The 20,959-nt window shown below is 72.0% G+C and carries 14 protein-coding genes; 7 read left to right on the top strand and 7 right to left on the bottom strand.

All coding sequences use genetic code 11. The annotated features are described in order from the left end of the window. The first annotated feature begins 305 nt into the window (after positions 1-305). Positions 306-1,763, top strand: coding sequence for a gamma-aminobutyraldehyde dehydrogenase (locus NQO67_RS41330; RefSeq protein WP_255955747.1), 1,458 nt, complete (start codon positions 306-308; stop codon positions 1,761-1,763). 88 nt (positions 1,764-1,851) lie between these two features. On the opposite strand, the gene NQO67_RS41325 is transcribed toward NQO67_RS41330, so the two are convergent. From NQO67_RS41325 to gabT, 4 genes are all read right to left on the bottom strand, one after another. Continuing rightward, positions 1,852-2,601 (bottom strand): glycerophosphodiester phosphodiesterase, encoded by a 750-nt coding sequence (locus tag NQO67_RS41325; RefSeq protein ID WP_255955746.1) that lies wholly within the window; start codon positions 2,599-2,601, stop codon positions 1,852-1,854. Between the two features lie 48 nt (positions 2,602-2,649). Beyond that, positions 2,650-3,732 (bottom strand): adenosine deaminase, encoded by a 1,083-nt coding sequence (locus NQO67_RS41320; protein WP_255955764.1) that lies wholly within the window; start codon positions 3,730-3,732, stop codon positions 2,650-2,652. Between the two features lie 193 nt (positions 3,733-3,925). Continuing rightward, positions 3,926-4,513 (bottom strand): phosphatase PAP2 family protein, encoded by a 588-nt coding sequence (locus NQO67_RS44480; protein WP_255955745.1) that lies wholly within the window; start codon positions 4,511-4,513, stop codon positions 3,926-3,928. Positions 4,514-5,147: 634 nt separating this feature from the next. Then, complete coding sequence (gene gabT / locus NQO67_RS41310) at positions 5,148-6,482, bottom strand: 4-aminobutyrate--2-oxoglutarate transaminase (RefSeq protein ID WP_255955744.1); 1,335 nt, start codon at positions 6,480-6,482, stop codon at positions 5,148-5,150. A 595-nt stretch (positions 6,483-7,077) separates the two neighbouring features. Here gabT and NQO67_RS41305 point away from each other — a divergent pair. From NQO67_RS41305 to NQO67_RS41290, 4 genes are all read left to right on the top strand, one after another. Beyond that, positions 7,078-9,183 (top strand): type IV secretory system conjugative DNA transfer family protein, encoded by a 2,106-nt coding sequence (locus tag NQO67_RS41305; protein ID WP_308295748.1) that lies wholly within the window; start codon positions 7,078-7,080, stop codon positions 9,181-9,183. A 330-nt stretch (positions 9,184-9,513) separates the two neighbouring features. Further along, positions 9,514-11,226: a PucR family transcriptional regulator gene (locus NQO67_RS41300; RefSeq protein ID WP_255955742.1), complete on the top strand. Its 1,713-nt coding sequence runs from the start codon at positions 9,514-9,516 to the stop codon at positions 11,224-11,226. A 153-nt stretch (positions 11,227-11,379) separates the two neighbouring features. Beyond that, complete coding sequence (locus NQO67_RS41295; protein WP_255955741.1) at positions 11,380-12,825, top strand: aldehyde dehydrogenase family protein; 1,446 nt, start codon at positions 11,380-11,382, stop codon at positions 12,823-12,825. A 181-nt stretch (positions 12,826-13,006) separates the two neighbouring features. Continuing rightward, positions 13,007-15,013, top strand: a complete 2,007-nt coding sequence (locus NQO67_RS41290; RefSeq protein ID WP_255955740.1) for an acyl-CoA dehydrogenase family protein — start codon at positions 13,007-13,009, stop codon at positions 15,011-15,013. A gap of 8 nt (positions 15,014-15,021) precedes the next feature. Here NQO67_RS41290 and NQO67_RS41285 read toward each other — a convergent pair whose 3' ends face one another. From NQO67_RS41285 to NQO67_RS41275, 3 genes are all read right to left on the bottom strand, one after another. Next, positions 15,022-15,567: a hypothetical protein gene (locus NQO67_RS41285; RefSeq protein WP_255955739.1), complete on the bottom strand. Its 546-nt coding sequence runs from the start codon at positions 15,565-15,567 to the stop codon at positions 15,022-15,024. 89 nt (positions 15,568-15,656) lie between these two features. Beyond that, complete coding sequence (locus NQO67_RS41280; RefSeq protein ID WP_255955736.1) at positions 15,657-17,072, bottom strand: helix-turn-helix domain-containing protein; 1,416 nt, start codon at positions 17,070-17,072, stop codon at positions 15,657-15,659. Between the two features lie 179 nt (positions 17,073-17,251). Beyond that, positions 17,252-17,458: a hypothetical protein gene (locus NQO67_RS41275; RefSeq protein WP_255955735.1), complete on the bottom strand. Its 207-nt coding sequence runs from the start codon at positions 17,456-17,458 to the stop codon at positions 17,252-17,254. 673 nt (positions 17,459-18,131) lie between these two features. On the opposite strand from NQO67_RS41275, the gene dxr reads away from it, so the two are divergent. Both dxr and NQO67_RS41265 read left to right on the top strand, forming a co-directional pair. Then, complete coding sequence (gene dxr / locus NQO67_RS41270; RefSeq protein ID WP_255955734.1) at positions 18,132-19,394, top strand: 1-deoxy-D-xylulose-5-phosphate reductoisomerase; 1,263 nt, start codon at positions 18,132-18,134, stop codon at positions 19,392-19,394. Then, a complete protein-coding gene (locus tag NQO67_RS41265) occupies positions 19,391-20,692 on the top strand; it encodes a M50 family metallopeptidase (RefSeq protein WP_255955733.1) in 1,302 nt (433 codons plus the stop codon). The genes dxr and NQO67_RS41265 overlap by 4 nt, the downstream gene beginning before the upstream one ends. Positions 20,693-20,959 lie beyond the last annotated feature (267 nt).

Here is a 20,959-nt window from a genome sequence, read left to right as displayed (position 1 = left end):
CGGCCCTGTCGAGGGGGCGACGGTGGCGCACACGGACGAATGGGGGCTCATCCGAGGCCAGGGCCTGACTCACCCGAAAGGGTGATCGCGATGGCGTCGCCGCGCCCGGTGCGGCGAGAGCGGCGAGGACGGTGCCGGCCAGGGGGTTGCGCACCTGGCGGGTCCAGCGAGGATGGCGGGGGAACGCATTAGGGTGGGCTGCGTCTCACCCTTTGGACGTCTGCATCAGGGACGTCCGACGGCCGTCCGCACAAGGGGCGCCTGCCGGACGTCCGCACACCCGCGACACGACAGGAGGGCCGGCCATGACCACCGAGCTGCGTCCGCTGCGCACCCTACGGAATTACATCGCCGGAGAGTTCCGCGACGCCGCCGACGGGCGCACCACCGACGTAGTCAACCCCGCCACCGGTGACCCCTATGCGACCGCACCGCTGTCCGGCCGGGCGGACGTCGACGCCGGCATGGCCGCGGCCGAGGCCGCCTTCCCCGGCTGGCGCGACCTGGTGCCCGGCGAGCGGCAGAAGGCGCTGTTGAAGATCGCGGACGCCTTCGAGGAGCGCGCCGAGGAGCTGATCGCCGCCGAGGTCGAGAACACCGGCAAGCCGATCGGCCTGACCCGCAGCGAAGAGATCCCGCCGATGGTCGACCAGATCCGGTTCTTCGCGGGCGCCGCGCGGATGCTCGAAGGCCGCTCGGCCGGCGAGTACATGGAGGGCCTGACGTCCTTCGTACGGCGTGAGCCGGTCGGGGTGTGCGCCCAGGTCGCGCCGTGGAACTACCCGATGATGATGGCCGTGTGGAAGTTCGCCCCGGCGCTCGCGGCGGGCAACACGGTCGTGCTGAAGCCGTCGGACACCACGCCCGCGTCGACCGTGCTGATGGCCGAGATCATCGGTGCCATCGTGCCGAAGGGCGTCTTCAACGTCATCACCGGCGACCGGGACACCGGGCGGCTCATGGTGGAGCACGCCACCCCGGCGATGGTCTCCATCACCGGTTCGGTACGGGCCGGCAAGGAGGTCGCCGCTTCCGCGGCCACCGACCTCAAGAGGGTCCATCTGGAACTGGGCGGCAAGGCGCCCGTCGTCGTCTTCGACGACCTCGACAGCGCGGCCCTCGCCAAGGCCGTCGAGGACATCTCCGTGGCGGGCTTCTTCAACGCCGGCCAGGACTGCACCGCGGCCACCCGGGTGCTGGTGCACGAAGCCATCCACGACGAGTTCGTGCGCGCCCTCGCCGAGGCCGCCACCAAGACCAAGACCGGCCGGCCCGACGACGAGGACGTCCTCTACGGCCCGCTCAACAACGCCAACCAGCTGGCGCAGGTGACCGGGTTCATCGACCGGCTGCCCGCGCACGCCAAGGTGGAGGCCGGCGGCCACCGCGTCGGGGACAAGGGCTACTACTACGCCCCCACCGTCGTCTCCGGCCTCAAGCAGGACGACGAGATCATCCAGAAAGAGGTCTTCGGGCCCGTCATCACCGTGCAGCCCTTCACCGACGAGGACCAGGCCGTCGCCTACGCCAACGGCGTCGAATACGGTCTGGCCTCCTCCATCTGGACGAAGGACCACGGGCGCGCCATGCGGCTCTCCAAGGCGCTCGACTTCGGCTGCGTGTGGATCAACACCCACATCCCGCTGGTCGCCGAGATGCCGCACGGCGGCTTCAAGAAGTCCGGCTACGGCAAGGACCTGTCGGCGTACGGCTTCGACGACTACACCCGCGTCAAGCACGTGATGACGTCCCTGGACGTCTGAGGGCGCGTCCTGACGGACGCCTCCGGATCCCGCAGGACATCCGGGGGCGTCCGGCGCGCAACGCCGTGCCGCCGTGCGCTGTGCGCCGTCAGGAACTCCCGACCGTGACCGGCGCCCCCCGCTCCAGCAGGCCACGCAGCGTGCCGACCCGGTTCGTGGTGATCGCGTCGACGCCCGAGGCCACCAGCCGCCGCATGCACCGGGCGGTGTCCGGGGTCCACACGCCCAGCAGCAGCCCGGCGTCGTGCACCCGCTCGGTGAGCGCCCGGTCCACCAGGCCGTGGCGGTAGTTGAGCCAGCGCGGACGCACCGCGGCCAGCAGGGCGGGCCGCGGTGGCGCATACGTCGTCCAGGTCAGTGCGATCTCGGCGGCCGGGTCGGCCGCGCGCACCGCCAGCATGCTGGACGCCGCACCGCAGTAGTACACCCGGTCCGCCGCCCCCGCATCGCGCACCACGCCCACGATCCGGCGCACCGCCGCTGGGCCGGCCCCCGGCAGGTCGATCAGCACCCGTGGCAGCGGCGCGCCCGGTGCCCGTTCCGCGGCTTGCGAGGCCCACTCCTGGGGTGCCATGAGCGCCGTGGCGAGCGCGGGCACGCCACCGCCGGTCAGGTCCCGCACCTCCCCGGCGGTCAGCTCCGCCAGCGCTCTCCCGTCTCCCCACAGCCGCTCCAACGTGTCGTCGTGCAGCAGCACGGGGACGCCGTCGCGGGTGACACGGACGTCGATCTCGACCGCGTCCGCGCCCCGGTCGAGCGCGGCACGCAGCGACGACAGCGTGTTCTCACGGAAGCGGTACGGGTCGCCCCGGTGGGCGACGGCGGTCACGGTGTGCATGGACCCCTTCTCACGGGAGGTTGGGAGGCGCCGCCGGCAGGCCGCCCCTCACGCGATCCGGCCCGCCTGCCAGGCCGACGTGTACGTCTCGATCTCGGCGGCGATCCGCGCCTTGCCGGCCGGATCGAGGAAGGACGCCTCGACCGCGTTTCGGGCGAGCGCGGCAACGCCGGGGGCGTCCAGGTCGAGCAGCCGGGCGGCGATGGCGTATTCGGTGTTCAGGTCGGTGCCGAACATGGGGGGATCGTCGGAGTTGACGGTCACCAGTACCCCGGCGGCCACCATCTCCTTGATGGGGTGTTCGTCGAGGTCGGGCACGGCGCGGGTGGCGATGTTGGACGTCGGGCAGACCTCCAGCGGGATGCGGTGCTCGGCGAGATGGGCGAGCAGCGCCGGATCCTGGGTGGCGCTGGTGCCGTGCCCGATGCGCTCGGCCCGCAGCTCGCGCAGCGCGTCCCAGATGGTCTGCGGCCCGGTGGTCTCCCCGGCGTGCGGCACGGAGTGCAGGCCCGCCGCTATCGCCTGGTCGAAGAACGGTTTGAACTGCGGGCGCGGCACGCCGATCTCGGGCCCGCCAAGGCCGAACGACACCAGTCCCTCCGGCCGCAGCCCGTCCGTCACGGCAAGCCGCAGGGTCTCCTCGGCCGCCGCGAGGCCGGCCTCGCCGGGGACGTCGAAGCACCACCGCAGCACCGTGCCGAACTCGCTCTCGGCCGCCTTGCGCGCGTCCTCGATCGCGGCCAGGAAGGCGCGCTCGTCTATGCCGCGGTGGGTGGACGAGAACGGCGTGATGGTCAGCTCGGCGTAGCGCACGTTCTGCCGGGCCAGGTCACGGGCGGCCTCGAAGGTCAGCAGCCGTACGTCCTCAGGGGTGCGGATCAGGTCCACGACGGACAGGTACACCTCGATGAAGTGCGCGAAGTCGGTGAACGTGAAGTAGTCCGCCAGCGCCTCGGGATCGGTGGGCACCTTGGTGTCGGGGTGACGCGCGGCCAACGTGGCGACGATGCGGGGCGAGGCGGAGCCCACGTGGTGCACGTGCAGTTCGGCTTTGGGTAGCCCGGCGATGAAAGCGTGCAGATCGGTCAAGGGGTCCTCCCCGGGGCTGCGGCGCTCGACGGCGCGGGTGATCGGCTGATCGGTGCTGCGGGGATCATCGTAGGCGCCTGGTCACGCGGGTGGGTACGGCCCGCAGCATGGCGCAACCGAGGAGAGCGGCCGGGTGGGATGCCGGCCACCGCCTACCTGGAGGACGCCGGGGGAGGCATCGCAGCCGACCGTGCCACGACCGAACTGCTCGCCGCGGTCGCTCGGGGCCCCTCCGTCAGGCTCCTCGACCTGACCGGTCCGAGCCGGCTGCCGCTGACCCGGCCCGACTGCCCGTGACGGTCACCCAGGCCCCCAGCAGCAGCCCGGACAGCAGCCAGCCGCCCACCACGTCCAGCGGCCAGTGGTAGCCGCGCACCACAAGACCCGCCCCCACGGCCGCGTTCAGCACCACCGTGCCCGTGCCCAGCAGCCACCGGGTGGCGGCCCGGCGCACCGCCGGCAGGAGCAGCAGGGCGGCAGCGCCGTAGGCGACCGCTGCGGTGGTGGCATGGCCGGAGGGGAAGCAGCCGTCGGGCCCGGCGCCGGGTGGACCCGGCCGGGCGAGGAGCGACTTCAGCGGGGCGACCAGGGCGGGCACCGCGGCCATCACCACGGCGGCCGCAAGCGGCGGCCACCACCACCGGGGCAGACCCGCGCGCCGGCCGCGCACGGCCGCGTACACCACGGCGAGCACGAGCACCGGGACGGCCACCTGCACATTGCCCAGGTCGGCGAGGAACTCACCGCCCGGCCCCGGCAGCCCGCCCCACATCGCCCGCCCCAGCCGCTCGTCCGCGCGCGACACCGAACCGGCTGCGCTCACCAGCCAGGCGAGCAGCGAGAACAGCAGGAACAGCAGAAACAGCGAGAACAGCAGGAACGGGGAGGGGAAGGAGGCCGGAGTGGCTCGTGAGACGGGAGGTGCCAGAGGGAACGACGACGGCCGCCCCGGAACAGGGGGGATGGTTCCGGGGCGGCCGTTCTGATCGGTTTGCCGCGCGCCCCGGGGGGTTTGGGGCGGGCGGCCATCCGATCGGTGAGGAGTTCCAGAGCCTGAGGCTCCAGGGGTGTGCGCAAGGGCACAGCCGGTACGAGGCTGGGGAGGCCGCGTCCCGGAATCGCTCGCAGTCACCTGCGAGCGGGGTGTCTCTCTCATCTGAGGAAAACCTACGACAGTCCGGACCGGTCTGACAGCCCGATCCGCCACCCGTCATGGCCCCCGCACAGCTTCTTCACACCCTCCGACCGCCGCCCCGGACCGGGGCGGGACGGACGGTGGTCGCGGCGGGAAATCCGCCGGCCACCAGGGCCCGTACGCCCGGACCGGGACGTGCCGCCGGCCGGTGCGGGAGCGCACCCGAACCGCGGTACGGCTCGGGTGCGCTCCTGTTGCGCGTTCTCCTGCGGGGTCGGTTCGGTCTCGGCTGTGGTGTCGGTTCGGTCGCGGTCCGGATCTCTCAGATCTCGCTGAAGGCCTGTTCGAGGATGTCGAGGCCCTCGTTGAGCAGGTCGTCGCCAATGACCAGGGGCGGCAGGAAACGGACCACATTGTTGTAGGTACCGGTGGTCAGGACGATCAGGCCGGCGGTGTGGCAGGCCTTGGCCAGCGCGGCGGTGGCTTCGGGTGCCGGCTCCTTGGTGGCGCGGTCCTTCACCAGTTCCAGCGCGAGCATGGCGCCGCGTCCACGGACGTCGCCGATGACGTCGTACTTCTCCGCCAGCGCGGCCAGGCGCGGCTTCATGATGGACTCGATGTGGCGGGCGCGTGCCGGCAGGTCGAGTTCCTTCATGGTCTCGATGGCGCCCAGCGCGGCGGCGCAGGCGACGGGGTTGCCGCCGTAGGTGCCGCCCAGGCCGCCGGAGTGGGCGGCGTCCATGATCTCGGCGCGGCCGGTGACCGCGGCCAGCGGCAGACCGCCGGCGATGCCCTTCGCCGTGGTGATCAGGTCGGGCACGATGTTCTCGTCCTCGCAGGCGAACCACTGTCCGGTGCGGCAGAAGCCGGACTGGATCTCGTCGGCGACGAAGACGATGCCGTGCTCGGTGGCGAAGTCGCGCAGCGCGGGCAGGTAGCCCTTGCCGGGCGCGATGAAGCCGCCCTCGCCCAGCACGGGCTCGACGATGATCGCGGCGACGTTCTCCGGGCCGATCTGCTTGGTGATCTGCTCGATGGCCTGCCGGGCGGCCTCGGGTCCGGAGTTGTCCGGGCCGGTGGCCCAGCGGTACGGGTAGGCGACCGGGACGCGGTAGACCTCGGGTGCGAACGGCCCGAAGCCGTTCTTGTACGGCATGTTCTTCGAGGTCAGCGCCATGGTGAGATTGGTGCGGCCGTGGTAGCCGTGGTCCACCACCACGACGGCCTGGCGCTTGGTGTAGGACCGCGCGATCTTGACGGCGTTCTCGACGGCCTCGGCGCCCGAGTTGAACAGGGCGGACTTCTTCGCGTGGTCGCCGGGGGTGAGTTCGGCGAGCTGCTCGGCGACGGCCACGTACCCCTCGTAGGGGGTGACCATGAAGCAGGTGTGGGTGAAGTCGGCGAGCTGGGCGGTGGCGTGGCGTACGACGGCTTCGGCGGAGACACCGACGGTGGTCACGGCGATGCCGGCGCCGAAGTCGATCAGCCGGTTGCCGTCCACGTCCTCCACGATCCCGCCCGCGGCGCGCGCCGCGAAGACGGGCATCACGGACCCCACGCCGGCCGCGACCGCGGCATTGCGTCGGGCCTGAAGCTCCTGCGACTTCGGGCCGGGGATGGCGGTGATGACACGGCGCTCCTGCGGAACTGCGGTCATAAGGGGCTCCTGAGGTGGTACGGACACGGGTGTCGGCTTGCCGTGCGTGGCTCGCTGATGCCTTCCTTCGCAGGCTAGGGGCGGCGACGGGATGCGGGGATGCTCCATGGGGGAGTTGTCGGGCGTGTCGGTTGTCCGTGGTGGACATAGCGCGGGTGCCCCTCACGGGGCCCTGTACTCCGACCGGGTGACCGCGAACGAGGGTCGGCGCCACGTCATTCCTGGTTGGCGAAAACCGAGGAGGTGAGCTGCCGTTCGCCGCTCGGGACGGGCCGTCGATCGCGCTGAACTCACGGGCCGCTGGCACTACATTGATCCCCAGCAGGCGACCGGTCTACAGGGGGACGAGAACGCGATGGGCAAGGACGACTCGCAGGACGTCCCCGGCACCTCCGCCGCACGGATCCCCCGGCCGGCGGGGCCGCCTCCGCGACCGTCCCATCCACCGCACCTCTCGTCCGGTTCCACGAGTACGTTCACCGCGTGGTTGAACCACCCCCGGCCGCCGGCCGGCCTCGGCATCTACGAGTACGGCCACCGGCCGCCGGTGCCACAGCGCACGCGTGCACGATTGGACCGGACGACCGGGCTCAGCTTGCTGATCACCCTCGGGTTGGCGTTGCTGCTCTGGGTCGCATGGGACAACGGCGACGTTCCTTACGAGGGCTGGCTACTCGCGTTCCTGACTCCGAACGACTGGTGGTGGGCCCCCTCACTGACGCCCAAGACATGGAAGGGGTTTTACGCGCGTCAGGCATACGACGGCCTGTTTCCCGTGATCGACATCATCGTCTTCGGAAGGCTCGGCGGCTGGCTGAAGGTGGTCCGAGGCTACGTGGAAACCTTTTCGGGGACACGGCGGATCCTGCTCACCGTGGTCGGCGCCGTCGTTGCGGTGGTGCTCGCGTGGAACCCGCCGCTGTCCCTGGTGCAGACCGTCTTCGACCTGGTGTACCTGGCGGGTGGCAGCGGGCTCTTCATGTCCTATCAGGGTGCGGTGGTCACCTACGGGCTTTACACCCTGATCATCGTCGGTGTCGTGTTCCCCTTCGCCCTGATCGGCAAGTGGTGGTCAGCGTTCCGCAGGCCTGTCGCGGCCGTACCGCCCCTGCCGCAGCATCCTGCCCCTGTCATGCGCAGCGAGTGGCCCGAGTTGCGGACCGAAGGTCGGAACGATGCGGCCGATCGGTTGGCCGGCGAGCTGCGTGCCGGGCAGATGAACGAAGTCGACTGTGCCCGAGTACTGCACCACTGGGAGGCTGCGCGGCGCGATCCACAAGCGCTTGCCGCGTTCTTCGGGGTCGTTCTGCGCGAGGGCGCCAAGGCCTGGCTGCACCCCTCGGGCCATCGTGACCTGCCCCAACGGACCGCTGACCACGATGCGCTCACCGGCCAGGTCCGCATCGGACACTGGGCGACGGTGGACGGCAATCCGGAGGAATACCACGCAGCCGGGGCCGCTCTTGAGGAAGCGACGCTGGGTACCTCGCTGCTGGTCATCGGGCCTCCTGGCTCGGGCAAGAGCGTGCGCGTGGCCCGGCCCGTTGTCGAGTCGCTCGCACTGGGTGCGCTCGCCGGGCGGGCTGGGGTGATCGCCGTCTGTGCGGCCGGCACGCCGCTCGGACCCGACGATGCGTTCGATGTCGTGGTTCGGCTCGGCGACCCGGGGTCGGTGCATGACCTGGATCTGTATGCCGGGACCATCGACGCGGACGAGGCGGCGGACTTCTTGGCGGAGGGCCTTGTCGGTGACGTCGACGGTGTGGACACCCGACGCGCCGCCACCGTTCTCGCCCAGGTTCTGGGTCCGTACCGCTCTGCCTACGGTCGTTTTCCCACCGTGCAGGAGCTGTCTGACCTGCTGCGCGCCGTGCCCGACGTGCTCGTCGCACTGCGTGGAGTGCTGGAAGCTGCCGGGAACCGGGCCATGCTGCGTGAACTGGACATCCGCGAGCGGCAGGCTGCCAGTCCGGCTGACCTGGGACTCGCCATCGCCGACCGATTGGCCCTCCTCGACCGGCCCGCGTTTGCCGAGTTCTTCGGCGCGGGACAGCGCGCGGACCGGCTCTTCACGCTGAACGCGCTGGCCCACCATCCGCTGCGGGTTCGCATCGACCTGCCGGAGGGCGGCCACAAGGAAGCTTCTCGGCTGGTCGCCCGGCTGCTGCTCGCTCAGTTCTGCTGGGTTGCTGCGGCCCGTACCGACCGCAGCCGATTCATCGGCCTGGTGCTTGACGACGCAGCCCAAGCGCTGACCGCCGGGACGGTACGGGCCATCCAGCGGTTGCGGTCGATGAACGCGGGGGTGGTTCTCGCCCTGCGCACCATCGCGGATGTGCCCGAGGCGCTGCACGGGGCGCTGCACACCGCTGTCGGTTGCCGGATGGCGCTTACGGGAGTCACCACCTGGGATGGCCGGTGTTTCGCCGAGGCGTGGGGCATCCGCCGGGTGGAAGTCACCGAGGTCGCCAAACACACCGTGTTCGCCGACTCTCCCGTGACCCGTGCGCTCCACACCCTGCGCAAAATGGTCACGGGCCGTGCCGTCACCACCGACGCCGTCACCGTCCGCCAGGTCGAGCGCGCCTACTGGTCCGCCTCCGAGCTGGCCAACGACCTGCCGCCCGGGCACGCCGTGCTGTCGCTGACCGCGGTGCACGGCGACCAGGCCCCGCCGATGCTGGTGGACCTGCGCGGCTGAGGCGAGCGCGCCCGGCGACGACGACGGTGCCGGACCCGTCCCGCCCCGTGCTCCGTAGGCTGCGTCCGTACCAGCCGGTCCGTCGCACGCGCACCATACAGTGAGGCAGAATCGACAGAGAACGTTCATACGCGACGGACAAGTGATCAGTCGTGGGCCTCGGGGGTCGGCCGGGCGGCGTCAAGCCCGCGTCCTCCTGGACCGCACGCTGCTCACGGCCCCGCCGCGACCCGCCGGCAGCGCGCCACCGTCCGCCGCGACCCCCACCGGCCCGCCGGTGCGGTGATCGGCGCCGTGGGCGCGGCCCCGTCGTCCAGAACCGAAGGCCCCATGCCACCCACGCTCGCCTCGCTCGTCCACCACACCGCACTCAAGCTCACCGTGCGCGCGGGCGGGGACCGTCTGGACGTCCCCGTGCGCTGGGTGCACGCCAGCGAACTCGCCGACCCCGTGCCCTACATGGAGGGCGGCGAGCTGCTGCTGATCACCGCGCTGAAGCTGCCCGCCGACGACCCCGACGCGATGCGCCGGTACGTGCGGCGGCTGGTGCGCGCCGGAGTCGCCGGGCTCGGCTTCGCCGTCGGCGTGCACTACGAGGAGACCCCGAAGGCCCTGCTCGACGCCGCCACGGCCGAGGGACTGCCGTTGATCGAGGTGCCCCGCCGCACCCCCTTCCTCGCCATCAGCAAGGCGGTGTCCGCCGCCATCGCGGCCGAGCAGTACCGAGCGGTCACCGCCGGCTTCGCCGCACAGCGCGAGCTGACCAAACAGGCCCTCGCCGACGGCCCCGAGCGGCTGCTGTCCGCGCTCGCCGCGCAGGTCGACGGCTGGGCCGCGCTGTACGACACATCCGGCGCCCTGATCGCCGCGGCGCCCGACTGGTCGTCGCGGCGCGCCGCCCGGCTCACCCCCGACGTGGAGCGGCTGCGCCGCCGGCCCGCCCCGGCGAGCGCCGTGATCGGCGGCGGCGCGGACAGCGCGAGCGGCACCGAGGACCGCGTCGAACTGCACTCGCTCGGCACCGGCCGCCGGCCACGCGCCGCGCTCGCCGTCGGTACCGCCGCCGCCCTCGGCACCGCCGACCGGTACGCGGTGCACTCCGCCATCGCGCTGCTCACCCTCACCACCGAGCGGTCCCGCTCCCTGCACGCCGCCGAGCAGCGGATCGGCGCCGCGGTGCTGCGGATGCTGCTGGCCTGCGAGCCCGACCACGCCCGGGCGGTGGCCGGAGACCTCTACGGGGGGCTGATGGACGCCCCCTACCGCATGATCATCGCGGAGACGGTCACGTCGTCCGCCGCCCACCCAGGCACCGTGGTTGTCGAGCCGCCCCCGGGCGCGACCCCCTCGGCCGCCGCGCTGGCCGTTGCCGAGACAGCCGGCGGGGATCCGCTGGAGGCGCTCGCCGACGCCGTCGAGTCCGCCGCGGCGCGGGCCGGCGAGTCCGTTCTGATCGTGCCCGAGCACGACCGGCTGGTGCTGCTGACCGGCGACGGCGGCGCCGGCGCCGAGGCCTGCGCCGAGTACGCCGAGGCACTGGAAGCCGCGCGTAGCGGCGCGGAGCCGGTCACCGCGGTGCCCACCGTCGGCGTGCCGCCCACCCCGGCGGAGATCGCCCAGATCGTCGTCGGGATCTCGGCGCCCGCCGGCCTGGCCGGCGCCCCCACCGCGTACCGGCAGGCCGAGCAGTCGCTGTCCGTCGCCCGGCGCCGGGGCCGACCCGTCGTCGAGCACGCCGAACTGGCCTCCGGGACGGTGTTGTCGCTGCTGGCCGACGACGCGGTCCTGGCGTTCGCCGACGGGCTGCTGCGGGCCCTGCGGGAGCACGACGCGCACGGGCGCGGTGATCTGGTCGCCTCGCTGCGGGCGTGGCTGTCCCACCACGGCCAGTGGGACGCGGCCGCCGCCGAACTCGGCGTGCACCGGCACACCCTGCGGTACCGGATGCGCCGGGTCGAGGAGATCCTGGGACGCTCCCTCGACGACCCCGACGTGCGCATGGAACTGTGGCTGGCCCTCAAGGCGACGTCCGGGACGCTGTGACGTCCGTACCGGAACCTCCGGTGCGCCCCGCCCTTCCAAACCGTAGTGCCCCCGGCACCGAATACTCCGTCACGGACAAGCGTCCGCGGCGGCGAGCGCCCCTACGGTGGAGAGCCAAGAGACACCCCACCTCGGAAGGGCCGGGTTCCCACGATGACTTCCACCCACGCCTTCTGGCTCGCCGGCCGTGAGGTCACCGGCGAGACCAGCGTCGACGTCACCAGCCCCTGGGACGGGCGCCTGGTCGGCCGGGCCGCCGTGCCGACCGACGCCCAGGTCGAGGAGGCGGTGGCCGCCGCATACGCCGTCCGGGACGAGTTCGCCGCGACCCCCGCACATGTGCGGGCCGCCGCGCTCGACCACGTCTCGCGGCGTGTCGCGGAGCGCGCCGAGGAGATAGCCCAGCTCATCTCCGCCGAGAACGGCAAGCCCATGAAGTGGGCACGCGGCGAGGTCGGCCGCGCCATCTCGGTCTTCCGCATCGCCGCCGACGAGGCCCGCCGGTTCAACGGCGGCGAGGCCCAGCGGCTGGACGCCGACGCGAGCGGCGTGGGCCGGCTCGCCTTCACCCGTCGCTTCCCCAAGGGCGTCGTGCTCGGCATCGCGCCGTTCAACTTCCCGCTGAACCTGTGCGCCCACAAGGTCGCCCCCGCGATCGCGGTCGGCACTCCCATCATCCTCAAGCCGGCGCCGGCCACTCCGCTGTCCGGGCTGCTGCTCGGCGAGCTGCTCGCCGAGACCGACCTGCCGGCCGGCTCCTGGTCGGTGCTGCCGGTGCCGAACGACAGGATGCCCGCCCTCGTCCAGGACGAGCGGCTGCCGGTGATCTCCTTCACCGGTTCCGACAAGGTCGGATTCGACATCCTCGACTCCGTGCCGCGCAAGCACTGCACCCTCGAACTCGGCGGCAACGGCGCGGCGGTCGTGCTCGCCGACTACGCCTCCGACGCCGACCTGGACAACGCCGCCCAGCGCATCGCCACCTTCGCCAACTACCAGGGCGGCCAGTCCTGCATCTCGGTGCAGCGGGTGATCGCCGACAGCACCGTCTACGAGCGTCTGGTGCCGCGCATCGTGCGCGCCGTCGAGGCCCTGGTCACCGGTGACCCGTCGCACGACGCCACCGACGTCGGGCCGCTGGTCAGCGAGGACGCCGCCAAGCGCGTCGAGGCCTGGGTCGAGGAGGCCACGCAGGCCGGTGCCCGGGTCCTCGCCGGCGGCAAGCGGGAGGGCGCCAGCTACGCGCCGACCGTCCTCGCGGATGTGCCGTCCGATGTCTCGGTGTCCTGCGAGGAGGTCTTCGGACCGGTGATGTCCGTCACCAGGGTGGACACCGAGGCCGAGGCGTTCGCCCTGGTCAACGACTCCAAGTACGGCCTCCAGACGGGCGTGTTCACCCGTGACCTCCAGGCCGCCTTCCGCGCCCACCGCGCCCTGGAGGTCGGCGGCGTCGTCGTCGGCGACGTGCCCTCCTACCGGGCCGACCAGATGCCCTACGGCGGCGTGAAGCGGTCCGGCGTGGGCCGCGAAGGGGTCCGTTTCGCGATGGACGACTACACGTACGAGCGGGTGATGGTGCTGACCGGCCTGGAGCTGTAGCCGGGCCGGCCCCACACCGGGCCACCCTGCCGAACGGGGGCGCGCGGCCGCGCACGCCGCGTGCCCCGAACGGCCCCGTCCCCCTGATAGTGGAGGGGGATCCCGGGTATACGACCGAGTAAACCGACCGGTAACCACCGGTCGGTTCCGGTTACCCGATCCGCGGCGAGGTGAGCCCTCAATGACCGCACCCACCACACCGAAGTCCCCACAGCCCACCGGCCGCCCTGTCACCGAACGTGAGGCGCGCCAGGTCGCCGAGGCCGCCCGTGAGCAGGGCTGGCGCAAGCCCAGCTTCGCCAAGGAGCTGTTCCTCGGCCGTTTCCGGCTCGATCTCATCCACCCGCACCCGCAGCCCGCGGACGACGACGTACGCCGCGGCGAGGCGTTCCTCGCGAAGCTGCGGGACTTCCTCGAGACGAAGGTCGACTCCGCCCGGATCGAGCGCGAGGCGCAGATCCCCGACGAGGTGATCAACGGCCTCAAGGAGCTCGGCGCGCTCGGCATGAAGATCGACACGAAGTACGGGGGCCTCGGCCTGACGTCCCTCTACTACAACAAGGCCCTGGCCCTCGCCGGCTCCGCGAACCCGGCCATCGGGGCCCTGCTCTCCGCGCACCAGTCGATCGGCGTGCCGCAGCCGCTGAAGATGTTCGGCACCGACGAGCAGAAGCAGGCCTTCCTGCCGCGCTGCGCCCGCACCGACATCTCGGCGTTCCTGCTGACCGAACCGGACGTCGGCTCGGACCCGGCGCGGCTGGCCACCAGTGCGGTGCCGGACGGCGATGACTACCTGCTGGACGGCGTCAAGCTGTGGACGACCAACGGGGTGATCGCCGACCTGCTCGTCGTGATGGCGCGCGTGCCGCAGTCCGAGGGACACAAGGGCGGTATCACGGCGTTCGTGGTCGAGGCCGGGTCGGACGGGATCACGGTGGAGAACCGCAACGCCTTCATGGGGCTGCGCGGCATCGAGAACGGCGTCACCCGCTTCCACCAGGTCCGGGTGCCCGCCGCGAACCGCATCGGCCCTGAGGGCGCGGGCCTGAAGATCGCGCTCACCACCCTCAACACCGGACGGCTCTCGCTGCCGGCGATGTGCTCGGGCGCCGGCAAGTGGTGCCTGAAGATCGCCCGCGAGTGGTCCGGCGCCCGGGAGCAGTGGGGCAAGCCGGTGGCCCACCACGAGGCCGTCGGCGCGAAGATCGCCTTCATCGCTGCGACCTCGTTCGCCCTGGAGGCGGTGCTGGACCTGTCGTCGCAGATGGCCGACGAGGATCGCAACGACATCCGTATCGAGGCCGCCCTCGCCAAGCTGTACGGCTCGGAGATGGCCTGGCTGATGGCGGACGAGCTGGTGCAGATCCGCGGTGGCCGCGGCTTCGAGACGGCCGCCTCGCTCGCCGCCCGTGGCGAGCGTGCGGTGCCCGCCGAGCAGATGCTGCGTGACCTGCGCATCAACCGCATCTTCGAGGGCTCGACGGAGATCATGCACCTGCTGATCGCCCGCGAGGCCGTGGACGCCCACCTGTCCGTCGCGGGCGACCTCATCGACCCCGAGAAGTCCCTGTCCGACAAGGCCAGGGCGGGCGCGAAGGCGGGCGGCTTCTACGCCCGCTGGCTGCCGAAACTGGTTGCAGGCCCCGGCCAGCTGCCGGTCTCGTACGGCGACTTCCGCCCACCCGTCGCCCGCCACCGCCCTTCTAAGGAAGCGATTCGCGCCCCTGGTTCTGGCCACGCCGACCTGTCCGTCCATCTGCGGTATGTCGAGCGCAGCGCCCGCAAGCTGGCCCGCTGCACCTTCTACGCGATGTCCCGCTGGCAGGGCCGGATGGAGTCCAAGCAGGGCTTCCTGGGGCGGATCGTCGACATCGGCGCCGAACTCTTCGCGATGAGCGCGGCCTGCGTCCGTGCGGAGCGGCTGCGCAGCCAGGACGACCACGGACGCGAGGCCTACCAGCTCGCCGACGTGTTCTGCCGCCAGGCCCGCATCCGGGCCGACGAACTCTTCGCCCGGCTGTGGACCAACACCGACACCGCGGACCGCGCCCTCGTCAAGGGCGTCCTGAACGGTGCCTACACCTGGCTGGAGGAGGGCGTCCTCGACCCCAGCGGCGAGGGACCGTGGATCGCGGACGCCACGCCGGGCCCGTCGGGGAAGGAGAACGTGCACCGGCGGATCGGCTGACGTCACCGTCAGGGCCGCAGCGCGTCGCGCCCTTTGCACCGCAGGGGGCGCGCCGCGCGCAACTCCTCCACCGCGGCGGCCAACTCACCGCCCGCGTGCTGGACGACATGCCTCTCGAAGGTGAGCAGCCAGTACCGGGCGTGCTCGGGGGTGCAGCCCATCAGGTCGGCGATGCCGTCGGTGGCCAGGCCGAGCGCAAGGTGCAGCACGGCGGCGTCGGCCGCCGGCGCCGGCACCAGCCGGTGCACCGTGTCGTGGCCGGCGCCGGCGGGCCCGCGCAGGGCGACGGTCAGGTGGCGCCGCAGGATGCGCCAGCCGACCACCGCCGGCTCGGAGGTGAGCGCTGCCGGCCAGGCGACCAGCAGCTCGCCCAGCGCGCAGCGCACCACGTGCCGGGCGGCCGCGAAGTCCCGCAGCCGGTACTGGGCGTAGGCCTGGTAGCGGGCGCCGTGCAGCAGACAGAAAGCGCCGAACGCCAGCGGAAGGTTCACATCGATGCCGTCGAACTCCAGCGGCAGGCCGGCGTCGACGCCACCGACTTCGTCGCGGGTCATGAGGGACTCCCTGTGCTGGTGGGCCCGGGCGGGCCGGGTACGGCCGGGGCGGAGCGTGCGGCCGGGGGCGCGCATCGACCGGATGCCGGCTAGCCGAAGGCGGCCGCTGGCAGCCCGGGCCGGCCCAGCGGATCGTCGACGGGCGCCGGCAGCCGCACCACGCCCTGCAACGCGTCCGCGGCCTGCAACCACAGCGGACGGATGTCCTCCGGCCGCCCCCCGAGTGCCGAGACCACCCGCTCGAGAACCGGCCAGTCCGTGGGCGGTGGGGCGGAGGAGTCGACCAGGCAGGCCAGCTGCTCGCGGCCGAAGGCCTGGCCGGTGGCCCGGCCGACCGCCGGCAGGTCCGGCTCGCGAGCGGCCAGGTAGAGGCCGCGCAGCGCGCAGCGCAGGAGGGTACGCAACTCGACGGGGGAGGCGGTCGGCGCAGGGGCGATGCCGTGCGCCTGCTCCCACAGCCGCACCAGGTCACCGGGGTCGGCGTCACAGGCCCGCGCAAAGCCCTCGGTCACCTCCCAGGAGGGCAGCCGCTTGCCGGCCAGGACCAGCGAGAGCAGCGACGCGGAGACCCCGATACAGCGCGCCACCGCCCGTGCCGAGCTGCGCCGGGTGGTGCGCAGATGGCTCATGGCGAGCGCGAGCTGCTCGGCGCCGCGTCTCTCCTGCTCCCCGCAGCCGCCCGGCGCACGCGGTGGTGCGCCGCGTCTGCCCGCGGTGCCGTCCGCGCCCGGGCCGGCGTCACCCTCCGACCGGGGCACGCCGCCGGGTGCGCAGGCACCCTCCGGTCCCGGGGCACCGCCCGCTTCCCGCACCGGTCCCGACGCCGGCCCTGGCCCTGACGCTGGCCCTGGCCCTGACGCTGGCCCTGGCCCTGACGCCGGCACCGGCCCTGGCGCGGACCCCGGGCCGCCGGCGGACTTCGGAGCCTCCGCCGGCTTCACCGCCTCGGCCGGCTCCGGCGCCTCGGTCCGCGGTGGGCCCCCGGCCGACCGGGGAACGTCCGCGACCCCCCGTACGGCAGGCGCCCCAGGCCGCCCTGGGGCGCCCGGGGAGGCCGCCCGGTTACTGCGCCGCTGGAGGACCCGCGCCACCTGGTCGCCGGACCAGTGCCCGCGTGCGGAGTCCGCGGCGAGGCTGGTGGCCAGGCCGATCTGTTCCCAGGTGGCGCCGTGGCTGCGGGCCTTGCGCACCGCGACGGCCAGCATGTCCTCGGCGTCCTGCCGGATGGTGACCGCACGGTTGACCAGTTCCATGGGCGCGCCGGGGGCCAGGCTGCGCGCGGCGGCCAGCAGGGCGGTGACGGAGGCGCGGGTGTCCTCGGCCACCCGGGCGGCCGCCTCGTCGTGCTCGGGCGGCACGCCCGGCCGTACCGTGGTCCGCGCGCGGTAGGCGGAGCTGCGGCAGGACGGGCTACAGAAGAGGGGCAGGCGCCCGCGGTTGCTGGGGCGCCGGAAAGTGCTCCCGCAGGACGCGCACGTGAGGCCGCTGGAGCGTTTCGTCGACATGGGGTTTCCTCGCGGGCCGTCCGGGCGGTGGTACGCCCGGGCATGCGGCTGGTTTTTCTCGTCACGCCGGCCGTGCCGGTTTGCCGGGTCGACGCAACGAAAGGCGTCGCGTCGCACGGGTCGGGTGGTCGGGCGTGGAGGCCGGGCCCCAGGCGGGTGGCCGGGGCCCGGCGCCTCGGTCAGGAGCGGGGCTTCCTGACATAGCGGTAGGTGATGCTGCCTGCTGCCGTCACGGCGGTCAGCGCGGCACCGGCGAGCACCGATACCCCTGTGCCCCCTCGGATCAGCAGCACCAGCAGCACGGGAAGGGCGAGGAACGCCCCGAGCCGGATGTTGACCCGGCCGTAAACGGTTCCGGAGGTTTGGACGTCGCCGAAGGGAGACATGTAAGTTGCGTAACCGCTGGTCCGGCTCCCGGGAGGGGGCGGCTCTGCGGCGATGTGAAGGGGCATCCAGTGCTCCTTTGCTTTGGTGTGTTTCAGATGCAGCGGGCCCCGGGTGGTTTGCCGACCGTGATCCCGGGGTCGCGCTGTGTGCGCTGACGATAACCGCTCGCGTGACGCAGAGCGAACCTATCGTCACGTAATCGGCAAGTCCTTTCGTTCTTGCGAGAGAAATCGCAGGTCGTACCTTTTCTTCGCCGAAAAAGTGTCATATGCCCAGTGCAAGCGGTGCAGTTGGGGAACGCTTCCGATCGATCCGCCCGCCGTGCAGGCGCGTCACGGCCTGTGCCGACCCCTTGGGATCATTGTGCTCTGCGTAGCCGACTGATCACTCAGCGCCAGGATTCATCAGGGGGCGTGCACGAATTCGCGGGAGTCGAAGGGCGCCGGACGGCGCACACCGCAGGCGCTCACCACCCATGACGACATCCCGTGGCGGCGTCCGGAGCCTGGGCCGCCGTGACTCCTCATGCCCTGCGTCCCCGTCCGGGCCACGCGCTCCCTCACCGCGTGCACGTCCCGCACCTGCACGTCCCGCACCTGCGCGCTCCGTGACCGAGAAGTGCGTACGACAGCCCGTGTCGGCCCCCGCACGACGAGCCGCAACAATGGGGGGATGAGCGACAGGCCATCCCCACTCGCGGATCCGCATCTCGTCTTCGATCCCGGTGTCGGCGCTTCCGACGCACGGGACATCGTCATCCTCGGCTCGACCGGCTCGATCGGCACCCAGGCCATCGACCTGGTGCTGCGCCACCCCGACCGTTTCCGGGTCACCGGCCTGTCCGCGGCCGGCGGCCGCGTCGCACTCCTCGCCGAGCAGGCGCACCAGCTGCGGGTGCCCACCCTGGCGGTGGCACGCGAGGACGTGGTGCCGGCGCTGCGTGAGGAGCTCTCCGCCCGGTACGGGGCCGGCGAGCCGCTGCCCGAGATCCTGGCCGGGCCCGACGCGGCCACCGAGCTCGCCGCCTCCTCCTGCCACACGGTCCTCAACGGCATCACCGGCTCCATCGGCCTGGCCCCCACCCTCGCCGCCCTCGGCGCCGGGCGGACCCTGGCACTCGCCAACAAGGAGTCGCTGATCGTCGGCGGGCCGCTGGTCAAGGCGCTGGCCAAGCCCGGCCAGATCATCCCGGTCGACTCCGAACACGCGGCCCTCTTCCAGGCGCTGGCCTCCGGTACCCGCGCCGATGTGCGCAAGATCGTCGTCACCGCCTCCGGCGGCCCGTTCCGCGGCCGGACCCGGGCCGAGCTGGCCGGTGTCACCCCCAAGGACGCGCTCGCGCATCCCACCTGGGAGATGGGCCCGGTCATCACCATCAACTCGGCCACCCTGGTCAACAAGGGCCTGGAGGTCATCGAGGCGCATCTGCTGTACGACATCCCGTTCGAGCAGATCGAGGTGGTCGTCCACCCGCAGTCGTATGTGCACTCGATGGTCGAGTTCACCGACGGTTCCACGATCGCGCAGGCCACTCCGCCCGATATGCGCGGCCCTATCGCCATCGGCCTCGGCTGGCCCGAACGGATTCCCGAAGCGGCCCCCGCATTCGACTGGACGAAGGCCTCCACCTGGGAATTCTTCCCGCTGGACAACGAGGCCTTCCCCTCCGTCGGCCTCGCCCGGCACGTCGGGCAGCTCGCGGGCACGGCTCCGGCGGTGTTCAATGCGGCCAACGAGGAGTGCGTCGACGCGTTCCTGAACGGGGCCCTGCCCTTTCCCGGCATCATGGAGACCGTCACCGAGGTCGTCGCCGAACACGGCACACCCCGCACGGGAACTTCCCTGACCGTTGCGGACGTCCTCGAAGCGGAGACCTGGGCCCGGGCCCGGGCCCGGGAACTGACGGCGAAGGCGACCGCGGAGGCTCGCGCATGACGGCACTGATGATGGTCCTCGGCATAGTCGTCTTCGCGATCGGGCTACTGATCTCCATCGCCTGGCACGAGCTGGGCCACCTGTCGACGGCGAAGCTGTTCGGCATCCGGGTGCCCCAGTACATGGTGGGCTTCGGTCCGACGATCTTCTCCCGGAAGAAGGGCGACACCGAGTACGGCATCAAGGCGATCCCGCTGGGCGGCTACATCCGCATGATCGGCATGTTCCCGCCGGGTCCGGACGGCCGGCTGGAGGCCCGCTCCACCTCGCCCTGGCGCGGCATGATCGAGGACGCCCGCTCGGCCGCCTTCGAGGAGCTCCAGCCCGGCGACGAGCAGCGCCTCTTCTACACCCGCAAGCCGTGGAAGCGGGTCATCGTGATGTTCGCGGGCCCGTTCATGAACCTGATCCTGGCTGTCGCGATCTTCCTGGGGGTCATGATGACCTTCGGCGTGCAGACCGAGACGACCACGGTCGGCAAGGTGTCGGACTGCGTCATCCAGCAGAGCGAGAACCGCTCCACCTGCCACAAGGGCGACAAGCCGGCACCCGCGAAGGCGGCGGGCCTCAAGGCGGGCGACAAGATCGTCGCGTTCGACGGGAAGCCCGTGACGGACTGGTCCGCCCTCCAGACCAGCATCCGCGACACCATCGGCCCGGCCACCCTCACCATCGAGCGGCACGGCCAGCGCCAGGTGCTGCACGCCGACCTCATCCGCAACCAGGTCAGCAAGACCGACGGCCGCGGCGGCTACGTCGACGGCAAGTACGTCTACGCCGGCTTCCTCGGCTTCAGCCCCGCCTCCGGGATCGTCCAGCAGTCCTTCGGCGACTCCGTCACGCGCATGGGCACGATGATGGAGGACGGCGTCGACTCGCTGGTCGCCCTGCCGTCGAAGATCCCCGACCTGTGGGACGCGGCCTTCGGCGGGGCCGAGCGCAAGGCGGACTCCCCGATGGGCGTGGTGGGCGCGGCACGCGTCGGCGGCGAGGTGTTCACCCTCGACATCCCGCCGCAGAACCAGATCGCGATGATGCTGTTCCTGGTCGCGGGCTTCAACCTCTCGTTGTTCCTGTTCAACATGTTGCCGCTGCTGCCGCTGGACGGCGGGCACATCGCGGGGGCGCTGTGGGAGGCGTTGCGACGGCACACGGCGCGGGTATTCCGACGGCCCGACCCGGGGCCGTTCGACGTGGCGAAGCTCATGCCCGTCGCTTATGTCGTCGCCGGGATCTTCATCTGCTTCACCCTGCTCGTCCTGATCGCGGATGTCGTCAATCCGGTGAAAATCTCCTGATCACCACCCGTGCGCTGCGGCCGTGAGAATAACCGCTCCGGCTGCCGCGCACGGATGAACGGCCTGCGCCGGGAGGAGCCATCAGGCGGATGTGCTCCGGCCCTGGCCGGTGCCGTAACCTCGTTAGCCCGACCCCGCCGATGACGGGGCTCTGATCCATACCTTGGGGTTGCACAGCACATGACTGCGATTTCTCTCGGCATGCCGTCCGTTCCCACCAAGCTCGCTGAACGCCGTAAGAGCAGGCACATTCAGGTGGGGTCGGTC

Source organism: Streptomyces odontomachi (assembly GCF_024435355.1).
Taxonomy (GTDB): Bacteria; Actinomycetota; Actinomycetes; order Streptomycetales; family Streptomycetaceae; genus Streptomyces; species Streptomyces odontomachi.
This window is presented reverse-complemented; position numbering and strand designations above follow the sequence as displayed.

Coding starts and splice junctions, on each gene's coding strand:
- NQO67_RS41285 (WP_255955739.1), bottom strand. CDS start 15,567: ATGACCCGCGACGAAGTCGGTGGCGTCGACGCCGGCCTGCCGCTGGAG.
- NQO67_RS41325 (WP_255955746.1), bottom strand. CDS start 2,601: ATGCACACCGTGACCGCCGTCGCCCACCGGGGCGACCCGTACCGCTTC.
- NQO67_RS41295 (WP_255955741.1), top strand. CDS start 11,380: ATGACTTCCACCCACGCCTTCTGGCTCGCCGGCCGTGAGGTCACCGGC.
- NQO67_RS41275 (WP_255955735.1), bottom strand. CDS start 17,458: ATGTCTCCCTTCGGCGACGTCCAAACCTCCGGAACCGTTTACGGCCGG.
- NQO67_RS41290 (WP_255955740.1), top strand. CDS start 13,007: ATGACCGCACCCACCACACCGAAGTCCCCACAGCCCACCGGCCGCCCT.
- NQO67_RS41280 (WP_255955736.1), bottom strand. CDS start 17,072: ATGTCGACGAAACGCTCCAGCGGCCTCACGTGCGCGTCCTGCGGGAGC.
- gabT (WP_255955744.1), bottom strand. CDS start 6,482: ATGACCGCAGTTCCGCAGGAGCGCCGTGTCATCACCGCCATCCCCGGC.
- dxr (WP_255955734.1), top strand. CDS start 18,132: ATGAGCGACAGGCCATCCCCACTCGCGGATCCGCATCTCGTCTTCGAT.
- NQO67_RS41265 (WP_255955733.1), top strand. CDS start 19,391: ATGACGGCACTGATGATGGTCCTCGGCATAGTCGTCTTCGCGATCGGG.
- NQO67_RS41330 (WP_255955747.1), top strand. CDS start 306: ATGACCACCGAGCTGCGTCCGCTGCGCACCCTACGGAATTACATCGCC.
- NQO67_RS41300 (WP_255955742.1), top strand. CDS start 9,514: ATGCCACCCACGCTCGCCTCGCTCGTCCACCACACCGCACTCAAGCTC.